Origin of the sequence: Hymenobacter sp., assembly GCF_036387835.1 — a bacterium.
Classification (GTDB): Bacteria; Bacteroidota; Bacteroidia; order Cytophagales; family Hymenobacteraceae; genus Hymenobacter.
The window spans coordinates 1-12,413 of the sequence record NZ_DASVSY010000081.1 but is presented as its reverse complement, the minus strand read 5'-3'; the positions used below and the strand labels follow the sequence as shown (position 1 = coordinate 12,413).

Annotated in this window: 11 protein-coding genes and 1 pseudogene; all 12 read right to left on the bottom strand. The window is 55.5% G+C overall.

The window, feature by feature from the left end:
* Positions 1-43 precede the first annotated feature (43 nt).
* Positions 44-1,102, bottom strand: a complete 1,059-nt coding sequence (locus VF639_RS16305; protein WP_331146991.1) for an OmpA family protein — start codon at positions 1,100-1,102, stop codon at positions 44-46.
* A gap of 79 nt (positions 1,103-1,181) precedes the next feature.
* A complete protein-coding gene (locus VF639_RS16300) occupies positions 1,182-2,051 on the bottom strand; it encodes an aldo/keto reductase (RefSeq protein WP_331146990.1) in 870 nt (289 codons plus the stop codon).
* Positions 2,052-2,664: 613 nt separating this feature from the next.
* The gene (locus VF639_RS16295) at positions 2,665-3,087 is read right to left on the bottom strand and encodes a hypothetical protein (RefSeq protein WP_331146989.1); all 423 of its coding nucleotides are present in this window, start codon (positions 3,085-3,087) and stop codon (positions 2,665-2,667) included.
* A 46-nt stretch (positions 3,088-3,133) separates the two neighbouring features.
* Positions 3,134-3,910 carry a DUF1349 domain-containing protein gene (locus VF639_RS16290; protein ID WP_331146988.1) on the bottom strand — a complete coding sequence of 259 codons (777 nt, stop codon included), beginning with the start codon at positions 3,908-3,910 and terminating at the stop codon, positions 3,134-3,136.
* Positions 3,911-4,124: 214 nt separating this feature from the next.
* Positions 4,125-5,924 carry a peptidoglycan D,D-transpeptidase FtsI family protein gene (locus VF639_RS16285; protein ID WP_331146987.1) on the bottom strand — a complete coding sequence of 600 codons (1,800 nt, stop codon included), beginning with the start codon at positions 5,922-5,924 and terminating at the stop codon, positions 4,125-4,127.
* A gap of 223 nt (positions 5,925-6,147) precedes the next feature.
* Positions 6,148-6,582, bottom strand: coding sequence for a hypothetical protein (locus VF639_RS16280; protein ID WP_331146986.1), 435 nt, complete (start codon positions 6,580-6,582; stop codon positions 6,148-6,150).
* A 96-nt stretch (positions 6,583-6,678) separates the two neighbouring features.
* Positions 6,679-6,918, bottom strand: coding sequence for a hypothetical protein (locus tag VF639_RS16275; RefSeq protein WP_331146985.1), 240 nt, complete (start codon positions 6,916-6,918; stop codon positions 6,679-6,681).
* Positions 6,919-6,923: 5 nt separating this feature from the next.
* Positions 6,924-7,757: an Rpn family recombination-promoting nuclease/putative transposase gene (locus VF639_RS16270; RefSeq protein ID WP_331146984.1), complete on the bottom strand. Its 834-nt coding sequence runs from the start codon at positions 7,755-7,757 to the stop codon at positions 6,924-6,926.
* A gap of 27 nt (positions 7,758-7,784) precedes the next feature.
* Positions 7,785-7,949 (bottom strand): annotated as a pseudogene (locus VF639_RS16265) (methylmalonyl-CoA mutase family protein); the annotation flags it as partial.
* A gap of 7 nt (positions 7,950-7,956) precedes the next feature.
* A complete protein-coding gene (locus VF639_RS16260) occupies positions 7,957-8,571 on the bottom strand; it encodes a hypothetical protein (protein ID WP_331146982.1) in 615 nt (204 codons plus the stop codon).
* A gap of 165 nt (positions 8,572-8,736) precedes the next feature.
* A complete protein-coding gene (locus VF639_RS16255) occupies positions 8,737-9,264 on the bottom strand; it encodes a hypothetical protein (RefSeq protein WP_331146981.1) in 528 nt (175 codons plus the stop codon).
* 261 nt (positions 9,265-9,525) lie between these two features.
* Positions 9,526-12,413, bottom strand: a 2,888-nt coding sequence (locus tag VF639_RS16250; protein ID WP_331146980.1) for a methylmalonyl-CoA mutase family protein, incomplete at its 5' end; no start/stop codon positions are given.

Genomic DNA, 12,413 nt, shown 5'->3' with positions numbered 1-12,413 from the left:
CAATGCTCACGCCAGGAAACAGGGCTATACCGGCAAAGTGGCGCTAATCTTTCACCTCTTCCACTTCCACGCGCCGGTTGCGGGCGTCGGGCGAAGGGTAGAGCGGGCGCGCATCGCCATAGCCCACGGTACTGATGCGCTCGGCCGCAATACCTGCTTTCACCAGATAAGCCTTTACCGCTTCGGCCCGCTGCTCTGATAGAACCTGGTTTTTCTCGGGCTCTCCAATTTTATCGGTGTGGCCGGCTACCCGCAGCTTCAGCGTGGGGCGGGCTTTCAACTCGGCGGCCAATTGGTCGAGGGCCGGGCCGCCTTCGGCTAGCAGCTCGGCGGTACCTAGCTTAAACAGCACCTTGGGCAGCACCACCGGCTTGGGAGCCACAAGGGGTGCCGGCCGGACCGTATCGGCTACGGCGGGAGCGGGAGGCGGCGTAGTGGGTTTGGGTGTTGCCGCGGCGCCGGTTACCTGAATGGTGATGGGCACCGCGGTGCTTTGGCGGGTGGGGTAGTAGCCCTGCGTAAGATAGAAGGTGGTGGTTTTGGCGAGCTTGGTGCGGTAGGTGTTGCCGGTGGTTACGGGCTGTTTCAAGGCGGCATCAGCATACCAAAGCACGTTGCGGCCCGATACGCGCAAGGTGCTTTCCTTACTAGCCGGCACCTTGCTCGCCGATTTCAGCTTGATGCGGTAGAACGTGAAGGTGCCCTTGTTGCAGTCACCGTCTGGGCGGTAGGTGGCTTGGCCGGTTAGCTTTTCCAGGTTCGGGTCATACGTGAAGGTGATGGAGCCTTCGCACCAGAAAAAGAAGGGCATACGCCCGGTTTCGTTTAGCTTGCGCACGTGGTCGAGCCGCATGCCCTTTGCCAGTTGGGTGCCTTGCATCTGAAACGTTGCCGATACTTCTGGCTGGTCGCCTTTTTCCTGATACAGCACCCCAAGCAAGCTGCTGCCTTTATTTTTCTGCACTCGGAGCACCGCAGGCCAATTGGCCCCCGGCTCGCTGGTATCCGTTTCCACTCCCTGCCACACGCCCGTCAGGGATTGGGCTTGCACGGGTGCTGCCAGCAGCAGAACCACGATGCTATACCAAAAGCTGCGTTTCATCTCGCCAAGTAAAGCTAGTTTGCGGGAAAGAGTCGGGTGAAGCCCCTCGTGGTTGCTTTGTGCCCGTAGCAGTAACGTATTATCCCAAGTAAGCCATATCCTTTTCACTTAAGCGAATATCGGCGGCTTGCAGGTTTTCGCGCAAGTGCGCCAGCGAAGAAGTGCCGGGAATGGGCAGCAGCCAGGGCGACTTATGCAGCAGCCAGGCCAGGTTGATCTGGGCCGGCGTGGCCTGGTGCCGACGCGCTATTTCATTGATTTTATTTAGCTCCTTGGGCAGCGCGTGTACCAACGAGAAAAATGGAATAAGCGGAATACCATGTTGCTCGCACAGATCCAGCACTTCCTCGCCACCCGGATTTGCGCCGTGCGGCAGCTGCATCGTCGTCCGTTGGGCGTAGCTGTACATGTTCTCTACGGTGGCTATTTCGCCTAGTTTTAAGCCGACTTCCAGCTCCGTGCGGGTGACGTTGCTTAGGCCTACGTGCAGAATCCTGCCTTCGCGCTGCATCTCAAACATGGCACCCAGCTGCTCGTCCAGGGGCACCGGCCCATGACCCATCAGGCGCAGGTGCACCAGCTGAATCTGTTCCTGCCGGAGAGTGCGCAGGTTGTTGTCGATGCTGGCGCGCAGATTTTCGGGTGTGTTGTACGGCACCCAGCTTTTATCGGGCCGGCGCGTGGCGCCCACTTTGGTGCAAATAACTAAGTCCGGCGGATACGGATACAGGGCTTCGGCTAGCAGGCGGTTGGTGACGTCTTCGCCGTAGTAGTCGGCGGTGTCAACAAAGTTGACGTCCGACTCCACCGCGGTTCTTAGTATCTGCAGGGCCTCGGGGCGGTTAGCGGGCTCGCCCCATACCTCCGGGCCGGTCAGGCGCATGGTGCCATAGCCTAAACGGTTGACGGTGAGAGGATGGGCAGAATTCTGGGCGATGGTGATGCTCATAAAAACAAGGTAGGCTTAGAAGGTGATAGTACGTTGCGGGTGCAGCACTCAGCAGTTGTTTCCACTCCGTAAGGGGGCTAGCTTCTCTGTCGAGGCCAGCTCGTCTAGGTAAACCATACGGTTTAGGCGCATACGTAAGAGCAACAAAAAGGCCATCATTCCCTCCCAGCCACAACCGGTAATCTGCGTTGGAAAGCAACTGTAGCCGTTTTCCAGGTCCGCGGATATAGGCAAGGGGTGGTGCTGGCGCCGCTGCGGCCTATCCGTACCGCAGCCCGACAATAAGACTATTGCTTGCCGTCGGCCTAACTGGGTATGCAGGCAATGGCCGCGCTGGAAGTGCCCACGGCCGCGAAGCCTAGGGGTTGGCTCGGGCATTTCAGAGTGGAAGAGCGTAGCAGCAGCACGGGTAGCTAATGCAGTTGCTTGAATTGTTGATAGACGGTGGCAGCCATTACTTTTTTTGGCAAAGGAAGCCTGGCCGCTAAGGACCGCAACCACCAAACGCGTAAACATTTATGGAAATAATACGGGTGTTACAATTATAAAATCAACAAAACGACCCACTCCTTGTCTGGAGCGGGCCGTTTTAAGTCATTGAACCCAATGGATTCTACCGCGACATTGATTTAGCAAAAAACTTCATATCCTTTTCCGTGAGATAAGGAACATTAAAATTATTCTTAGGTCTACCTAGGCAAACAATGTTCGCCTCCGGCATAGTGAATACTATGGGGGCGAACATGCCCCCACCAACCCAACAAAGGCGTAAAAAAGCATTCGTTGGAGAGGCTTCACGAACTGCGGACTCAAATTCTTCCCGAGAAACAAACTTGCAGGTTATTGGGAATGCGGCTTTGACTTGAGCATCAGTCAGATCAGCAGTCCGGGCATCTCGGCAGACAATCCATGTTAACTCTTTAAACTTTGCCTTGTCTTCAAACACTTCGCCCTTTTCTTGAGCAACGTTGGCTGATCTAGAGGAAAAGGCAGACTTTGCGCATTGTATTTTAGAGATATAATAGAAATACGGCAATGTATAAAAGGGACGTGATTTTAGTGCTATACAAGTACCAGACAGCCTAGTTGCCCAGGCGAAAATCTGTGACGCTGCTTTGCGTCAGACTGATATCCTCGAAATAGCTCACGGTGCCCGTATCAACGGGGCACTGCGCACTTACGCCCAGCCAGATTTTGGCGGGGTAATCGTTCTTATAGAGCCGGACCAGTTGCCAGTTCTTTTTGTCGAGCGAATAGTAGCTGGCGACCGTACGCGTGTCCGACGAAATTTTCATGTACGCCGAAGGGGCCTTCACCACGTCGTGGTTGTTGTCGTCGGAGGTACCGACCGTGCGCACCGAGACAATCCGGTGGTTGCCGCGCTCATCCTGCTCGAAGCAGAGCTTGTGCCAGCGCCTGTCGTTCACATAAATGTACAGCACCCCAGCATTGTAGAGCCCTTTCTCAGTGAAGCCGGGGACAACCTTCGACACCAAGGTGAAGGGTTTGGTATTGTCTACTTCAGCCAGCAGGATAGGGGCCGTGTTATTGGACAGCTTGTTATCGTTGGGGTCGCAGAAAAAATCCTTCTTTTCCCCGACCCGAAACGTCATCTTACCACCGGCAGCCACTTTCGTCAAGGTATCGGCCCCGTTGACGGCCTTGGTAAAGTGGATATTGGCCAGCTTAATGTCGCACGGCTTACCACTTACGCGGGCAGTGTCCGCCACCGCCGCGCTTGGATCAGCAGGGGCGGAGGTAGCATTTGTGGCCGAAGCATCTGGCGTTTTGTTCTCGGTGCAGCTCCCAAGCAGAAGCATGCCCAGCATCGCGGGGAAAAAAGATAGGGTCTGTTTCATATTCGCTAGTTAGCGAAAAAGACGAGCTGCTCGGTTCACAGTCAGCTACCCGTTGGCTCGGTAGCAAAGCCCTATTTACCACCCGAAAAACTAGGTGTTAGGTTTAACTCCACATAATCTGAGCTGGTAATGCTTCGCACCGAGCCCAAAAGCTTTGTTGTTCCGACGCAGGAGGAATCTGAGTCGGAACAACAAGGCCTGTTGAGGTAGGCTCTCAATACCCGTTCTGTGCCCGGCGCTGAATGCGTGCTTCCCAGCGCTTGCGCTTGGGCGCAATGCTGCCGCGCAGGTATTTCTCCATCACCATGACGGCGCAGGGGGCGGCGGCCGTGGCTCCAAACCCCGCGTTTTCGATGTACACCGCCACGGCTATCTTGGGGTCGCTGGCCGGGGCGAAGCCAACGAAGGCGGCATGGTCGTCACCCTCGTCGTTCTGCACTGTACCGGTTTTGCCGGCCACCGTGATGCCTACGTCAGCCAGGCTGGAGGCGTCGGCGGTGCCGCCGCGCTGCATCACGGCGACCATGCCGGGTACCAGCGCGGCAAAGTGCACGCTGTCGATGAGGGTGTGGTGCTTTTCAGTGAAGCGCGCCAGTGGCCCATTCTCGCCGATGCCGCGCACCAAGTGGGGCGGGTAGTACCAGCCGCGGTTGGCAATAATGGCCGCCATGTTGGCCATTTGCAGGCCGGTGAGGTTGATTTCGCCTTGCCCGATGCTAAGCGAGTAAATTGAGCGGTACCTCCAGCGGGTGGTGCTCCGCGCCTTGTCGTAGTATGCAGGGGTGGGTAGGAAACCCGGCGCCTCGCGCGGTATGTCGACGCCCAGCACCGAATCCAGCCCAAACGAGCGGACGTAGCGCCGCCATTGGGCCAGGTTGGCGTGGCGGGCGGCTACAGTATCCTGCACCAGACTATCGGGTACGTAGTTGATGAGTTTCCCCATTACCTGATAGAAGTAGGGGTTGCAGCTGTACTTAAGCCCGGCGGTTAGGTTGCTAGGCGCTGGATGGCGATGCACGCAGCTGACTAGCTTCTGGTCGCAACGGAAACCGGTAGTGGGGCTGATAGAACCTAGTTGCAAGGCCACGGCAGCATTCACTAGCTTGAACACCGAGCCGGGCGGGTTGGCGCGCATAGCCGGCCGGTTGAGTAGCGGCATGCCTTCCTGTTGCAGTAGCTTGGTGCGCACCCCGGCCAGATCGGGGGCGGTAATCGTAGCGGGCTTGTAGGTAGGCGCCGACACGTAGGCCAGGATTTCGCCGGTGCGCGGGTTGAGGGCTACCAGGTAGCCCTTGCGGCGTCCTAAGAGTTGTTCGGCGTAGGCTTGCAGTTTCACATCAAGGGTCAGGTGCAGGTCTTGGCCTTGCTGAAAGGCGGTGTCGGGTGCCCAGCTGCCTTGCGTCTGACCTTGCTCATCCACCAAGGGGTGCAGGATACCTCGGCGCCCGTTGAGTATGCTATTGTAGTACCCCTCAACGCCACCGTTGCGCAACTGGTAGAAACGGCCGCGGCGGTAACGCTTGGCCTGGTTGTAGAAAGCCTCTGCCTCGGTTCCCATATAGCCCAGCACGTGGGCGCCTACGCTGGTGGTGTAGGTGCGCTGGCGGCCTTCCGTCAGGGTGAGGGTGGGCCATTCGCGACTTTTACGGCGTACCCGCGCCGCTTCAACTGCCGTAAGGCGGAGTTGAACCGGATAGCCAGCTGGGGCTTCCTCATAAGGAAGGGCATCGGCAATGCGCTTCCGCATGGCCGTCGGCCCCCGGCCGAGCAGCTGGCCTAGCGCCAGGGTGTCGAGTGGCGGGCGGCGCGGCAGCTTCAGCAGATATTGCGGACGGGTGGCTACTAACACTGAGTCGTGGCGGTCGAGCACCCGGCCGCGCTGCGGTACCTCGGGCAGCACGATGCGCCGCTTGGTGTAGAGTATGCTCGTATCGGGAGCCTGAATCAGTGCGTCAGGTTGCTGCTGAGGTGATAAGTAGGCGGCCAGCACCAAAAACACTGTGAGTAAACTCATTGTCCAAATTTCAAGCAGGTAAATCTATGCGGATATGGGCTACTCTACGCAGTTGCTGAGTTCCTAGATGTAGATGCTCGGTTCCCACCCGAAAACAGCCGCGCCGCTCGAAGCAATCCGGGCGGTGCGGTGTTGAGTTGTTGCTGGTGCGGCTAGAACTTCTGCGGGGTGGCTAATTAAGGATTTCCTTGTTCAAGATTGTCGACTCGCTTTGAATGCGTCGTTAAAAATCAACTAAATCAACAAAATCGCCTTTTATATGTGGGTCTAAAGTTTCAATAAGCGCCGCTTCATCATCAGTCAAGTCAAGAAAATCAATCATGCTTTCGTGGTTGATGTATGTAGCGACCAGCCGTTCGCCACTGAAGAAATACAGCTGATCAAACTCGCAATAATTATTGAACTCATCACTTTCGAAACTATGAACCGCAAACTCAAACTTCACGAAATGTTGCTTGCAATTGTCGTTAAGATTGAATTTACAAACTATATCATCTTCAGCTTCGACTAAACTAATAATATCAAGTTGCCAGTCACTGAAGTATTTCAGGCCTTTTGGAAATAAATCGGTTTTCTTAGAAACGCCTGCAAACGCAAAGCCGTCAGTAATTTTGAATACAAAGTTGTTAAGCACATTCTGCCAATACTCATTGGACATAAAGTCTCAGGATGGAGCGTTTGGCCCATTAAGATTAAGATCAATCAGAAAGAGCTTGTTATATAGAGTCATCTGGTGAAAGACTGTGACCACAAATTACATATTCCTTCTATACTGTCCGCCGACTTCAAACAAGGCGTTTGTAATCTGGCCGAGGGAGCAGAACTTCACGGTTTCCATCAGCTCCTCGAAGAGGTTGCCGTTGGCAATGGCTACTTGTTGCAGCTGCTTCAGGCGCTGCTCGGAGGTGCCTTCGTTGCGGGCGTGCCGGTTCTGGAGCATCGTAATCTGATACTGCTTTTCCTCTTCCGTGGCGCGGATTACCTCGGCCGGCACCACTGCTACGGGTTATTTAGCAAGGTATGCAGTTCCTGCACGTATTCCAGGTCCAACTCGTGGATTTCGGCAATTTCCTCCAGCGTCAATCCTTTTTGCAGGCTGCGCTGAATGATGCCATGTAGCCGGGCACGCTCAGCATTCACCGCCTCCGCGTTGATGGCCGTGTAGCGGGCAAACTGGAACCGCTCCTCCGGCGTCATCTTGCGCGTGTTCAGTTCGTCGATGGCCCGTTGCAGCCATTCCTCATTCCAGAACTTAGGCCATTGAATGGGGTCGGCGGGGGCGTTGTGCAGCGTTTTCATGGTATAGATCAGCTTATCCAGGTCGGTGGTGATGGCGGCTACGGGCTTGTTAAACTTAGCCAATTTCACCAGTATCAACGTCATTTGCTCGTCCACCGGTTCGTCGTGCTCGTTGCGCAGATTGGCCAGGGTGTGGTAGTTGGCCGTGGGCAAAATGCTCTTTTCCAACACCGCAATGCAGTAAATGCGTGGCAAGTTGGCGTAGTCAAACCGGCCCCGCTCCACCAGGGTGTTGAATTTGTGCAGCGCGTAGAACTTCATGCGCTGCACAAAATGCGGGCTGTGCGCCAGCTGCATCTCCACAATAAAATGATTGCCCTCGGCATCAGTACAAGCCAAGTCGAAAATACCACTCCGGCTGTCCAGTGTTAGGGCTTCAAAAGCATTTTTATCCAGCTGTACCTCCCGAATAGGCACCGGCGACTTGATGAGCGCCTGCAACGCCGTGCGCAGAAACAGGGTATTGGTTTCGTTGCCGAACGTAGCCTTAAAGCCGTAATCAGAAATCAGCGGAATAAAAGGGCCTTGCTCCATATGGTCGTTACTGAAAATGGCCGCAGCCTACATATTCCGCCGATACTGCCCACCGACCTTAAATAGCGCGTTCGTAATTTGGCCGAGCGAACAGAACTTCACGGTTTCCATGAGCTCCTCGAAGAGGTTGCCGTTGGCAATGGCGACTTGTTGCAACGGCTTCAAGCGCTGCTCGGCGGTGCCTTCGTTGCGGGCGGGTTTAAGATGCTGCCACCTGCTCCCGCGACAAATCTACTATACGTTGCAACACACCCAGCAACGTGGGCAAATCACTTACCAGGTAGCGGCCTTCATCCAGAATGAACTCATTGCCTTCATACTTTAGAAAGCGCCATTCAACACCAGTGGTAGAGCAGCCAAACAGTACGTGGGGCGAATGGCCCTCTAGCTCATTGAGCTTGCGCGGCGCAATGAGTTGCGCCGCGCACTGGATAATGCCTTGTTCCAAATCCTGCTTTTTAGCTTCGGCAATGCAGAAGATAGGAGCCGTAATGAAATCCTGGATGCGGCTGAATGAGCAGATGAAGTCGCACTCCCCGCGCAGGCCTTGCGCCGGGTCGATGTCGAGGTTCATGCCGGAGTAGATGGAAAAGGAGCGGTTGTTCAGCTCGCACAATTCCAGCAACACCGGCGTTACCAGCCGCTCGGAGCGGGACTTCTCGCTATTAAAACCGACTTGCTGTCCTATGCGAATGGATTGCCGCAGCCAGCCGCTCGGCTCAATTGGCGTAAGTCCGGCAAAGAGTTGTTCCGCCCGAAAGTGTACCCCAAACTGCTGGCGTAAGTCGAAAACGGTGAAATCAGTATAAGCCATAGCATTCGAATTTACGCAATGTGTCTGAGTGATACGAACCGCGCCGCCCGGATTACTCCAAGCGGCGTGGCTCTGGCTTGCTGCTGGCGCGGCAGTGGAGGCTGAGGCTTCTGCGGTGTGGCTAGGCGGAAGTTGTGCTGCGCTAAACTCACGCTAGATAGGGAACTATTTGATCTGGCTCTTGCGATATTTCTCACGTTCCCTTTTCAAACGGCGTTTGCCAGCTGACGAGAGTATTTTACAGACTGTTGTCATACTACTGTTCATATAGCATTCGTAAGAAATAGTTGCGGTGAATGACTTCCATTCTTCTTGACTAGAAACGAGCTTTGATGCATCTTGAACAAAGCTCACTATAGCTTTTGCTTCTTCAAGGTCGCCTTGCGCAGTTGGTGTCCAATAAGTTTTTAAATAGTAGTTCTCTTTGTCAAGAGATTCAATAATATATTCTATACCATCAAAGCCTTGTTTCCAACCTGCTATTTTTTCTTGATCGGGCAGGGAATTGATATTGCTTTTTTTTATTAGCTGATTTAGCTTTCTAATGGCAGATGAATCTAAGCTAACAGCACGGTGAGCGATTCTATTTGTTGGTTCCTCTTTTTCCGGTGTATTCTCCTTCGCCCAAGAGATTAAATGGCCTTTACTATCCCCATTTGATTCCTGCCATATTTCAATAGCTTGTCTATCCATCCAAATTCGGAAGTGATATCTATGCGTGGATTTTGGTAGAGCCGTAAGTGACAGCCGGTGCGCTAATTCATTATGATACTTATACCAGAAAGTAGTGTCTCCTTTTTGGCTTAATGGAACATGCATTGTTCTCATCTGAGACATACATGTAGAAGGCATTAGTAGAAATGCCACCAAAGTCAATTGATGAAATATCGTCATAAAATAAAGGGTGCTACCTTGCCAAGGTAGCACCCTTTTCCACTAACCGAAACTAGCTGTTTACATATTCCGCCGGTACTGCCCGCCGACCTCAAATAGGGCATTTGTAATCTGGCCGAGGGAGCAGAACTTCACGGTTTCCATCAGCTCCTCGAAGAGGTTGCCGTTGGCAATGGCTACTTGTTGCAGCTGCTTCAGGCGCTGCTCGGCGCTGCCTTCGTTGCGGGCGTGCAGGTTCTGGAGCATCGTGATTTGATACTGCTTTTCCTCTTCCGTGGCGCGGATCACCTCGGCCGGAATGACCGTGGGCGAGCCTTTCGAGGAGAGGAAGGTGTTCACGCCGATGATGGGGTACTCGCCCGTGTGCTTCAGCATCTCGTAGTGCATGCTTTCCTCCTGAATCTTGCCGCGCTGGTACATGGTTTCCATGGCCCCGAGCACGCCGCCGCGCTCCGTGATGCGGTCAAACTCCATCAGTACGGCTTCTTCTACCAGGTCGGTCAGCTCCTCGATGATGAAGGAGCCTTGCAGCGGGTTTTCGTTTTTGGCCAAGCCTAGCTCCCGGTTGATGATGAGCTGGATGGCCATGGCCCGGCGCACCGATTCCTCGGTAGGCGTGGTGATGGCCTCGTCGTAGGCGTTGGTGTGCAGGGAGTTGCAGTTGTCGTAGATGGCGTAGAGGGCCTGCAACGTGGTGCGGATGTCGTTGAAGTCGATTTCCTGCGCGTGTAGGCTCCGGCCGCTGGTTTGGATGTGGTACTTCAACATCTGCGAGCGGGCGTTGGCGCCGTACTTCAGCTTCATGGCTTTGGCCCAGATGCGGCGCGCCACGCGGCCAATTACGGCGTACTCCGGGTCGATGCCGTTGGAGAAGAAGAACGACAGGTTGGGGGCGAAGTCGTTCACGTCCATGCCCCGGCTTACGTAGTACTCCACAAACGTGAAGCCGTTGCTGAGCGTGAGGGCCAGCTGCGTAATCGGGTTGGCGCCCGCCTCGGCAATGTGGTAGCCGGAAATCGACACCGAATAGAAGTTGCGAACTTTCTCCTTAATGAAGTATTCCTGCACGTCGCCCATCAGGCGCAAAGCAAACTCGGTGCTGAAAATGCAGGTGTTCTGCGCCTGATCTTCTTTCAGGATGTCGGCCTGCACGGTGCCGCGTACCTGGCTGAGCGTGCGCGCCTTGATGGTGGCGTACACATCGGCGGGCAGCACCTGGTCGCCGGTGACGCCGAGCAGCAGCAGGCCGAGGCCGTCGTTGCCGGCGGGCAGCGCGCCCTCGTAGCTTGGGCGCGTAACACCTTTCTGCTGGTAAATGGCTTCGATTTTCTGGTTGACTTCGTCTTCCAGGCCATTATCCTTGATATATAGCTCGCACTGCTGGTCGATGGCGGCGTTCATAAAGAAGGCAGCCAACTGCGCAGCCGGGCCGTTGATGGTCATCGACACCGAGGTGCTCGGGTTAGAGAGGTTGAAGCCGGAATAGAGCTTCTTGGCGTCGTCGAGGCAGGCAATGCTCACGCCGGCGTTACCGATTTTGCCGTAGATGTCGGGCCGGTGGTCGGGGTCTTCGCCGTAGAGTGTCACCGAGTCGAAAGCCGTGCTCAGGCGCTTGGCTGGCAAGCCCGCCGATACGTAGTGGAAGCGGCGGTTGGTACGCTCGGGGCCGCCTTCGCCCGCAAACATGCGGGTCGGGTCTTCGCCTTCACGCTTGAACGGGAACACGCCGGCGGTGTAAGGAAATTCACCGGGCACGTTTTCCTGTAGCTGCCAGCGCAGCAAATCGCCCCACGCGGTGTAGCGGGGGAGGCTGACCTTCGGAATCTGCTGGTTGGAGAGGCTGGTGGTGTGCGTCTGGATGCGGATTTCTTTGTCGCGCACCTTGAACACAAACTCTGGCGCTTTGTAGGCGGCTACCTTTTGCGGCCAGGCCTCCAGAAGTTTCCAGTTCTGTCCGTCCAGCCGAAGCTTGACCTCTTCGAAGGTGCTCTCCAGGCCGGCCACGAGTGCTGCTGGTGCGACTCCGTGGCTGCCGTTCCCAGCGCCAAATCCTTTAGATTGCTGCTGTCCGAGGCTTTCAACGGCTCCGACGGCTTCTCGGATTCCGAAGAGCTGCTGGGCCACTGCCGATTGTTTATCAACCCACTGGTCATATTGATGGATGGTTTCGGTGATTTCGGAAAGGTACCGCGTGCGGTGCGGCGGAATGATGTAAATCTTCTCGGAGTCCGTGTTAGAGGTTTCCAGCTGCGAGGCGAACGGCATACCGGTTTTCTGTTCTACGGCGGCAAGCAGCGCGCGATAGAGCCGGTTCATGCCGGGGTCGTTGAACTGCGAGGCGATGGTACCGAACACCGGCATGGTGTCCAGCGGCTGGTCCCAGAGGCCGTGGTTGCGCTGGTACTGCTTGCGTACGTCGCGCAGCGCATCCAGCGCCCCACGCTTGTCGAACTTGTTGAGGGCAATAACGTCGGCAAAATCGAGCATGTCGATTTTCTCTAGCTGCGTGGCCGCGCCGTACTCCGGCGTCATCACGTAGAGGCTGGCGTCGGAATGCTCGATGATTTCGGTGTCGGACTGGCCGATGCCGCTGGTTTCGAGGATAATCAGGTCGAAGTCGGCGGCGCGCACCACGTCCACGGCATCCTGCACGTACTTGCTCAGAGCCAGGTTGCTCTGGCGTGTGGCGAGGCTGCGCATGTACACCCGCGGCGAGTTGATGGCGTTCATCCGGATACGGTCGCCGAGGAGGGCACCGCCGGTTTTGCGCTTGCTCGGGTCAACGGATATGATGGCAATAGTCTTATCGGGGAAGTCCATCAGGAAGCGCCACACCAACTCATCTACGAGGCTGGATTTACCCGCGCCGCCCGTGCCAGTGATGCCTAATATTGGAGTTGCCAGTTGCCGGTTACCAGTTGCCGGTTGAAGATGGCAAAAAGAACGAG

Coding starts and splice junctions, on each gene's coding strand:
- VF639_RS16280 (WP_331146986.1), bottom strand. CDS start 6,582: ATGTCCAATGAGTATTGGCAGAATGTGCTTAACAACTTTGTATTCAAA.
- VF639_RS16270 (WP_331146984.1), bottom strand. CDS start 7,757: ATGGAGCAAGGCCCTTTTATTCCGCTGATTTCTGATTACGGCTTTAAG.
- VF639_RS16285 (WP_331146987.1), bottom strand. CDS start 5,924: ATGAGTTTACTCACAGTGTTTTTGGTGCTGGCCGCCTACTTATCACCT.
- VF639_RS16255 (WP_331146981.1), bottom strand. CDS start 9,264: ATGGATAGACAAGCTATTGAAATATGGCAGGAATCAAATGGGGATAGT.
- VF639_RS16260 (WP_331146982.1), bottom strand. CDS start 8,571: ATGGCTTATACTGATTTCACCGTTTTCGACTTACGCCAGCAGTTTGGG.
- VF639_RS16290 (WP_331146988.1), bottom strand. CDS start 3,910: ATGAAACAGACCCTATCTTTTTTCCCCGCGATGCTGGGCATGCTTCTG.
- VF639_RS16300 (WP_331146990.1), bottom strand. CDS start 2,051: ATGAGCATCACCATCGCCCAGAATTCTGCCCATCCTCTCACCGTCAAC.
- VF639_RS16305 (WP_331146991.1), bottom strand. CDS start 1,102: ATGAAACGCAGCTTTTGGTATAGCATCGTGGTTCTGCTGCTGGCAGCA.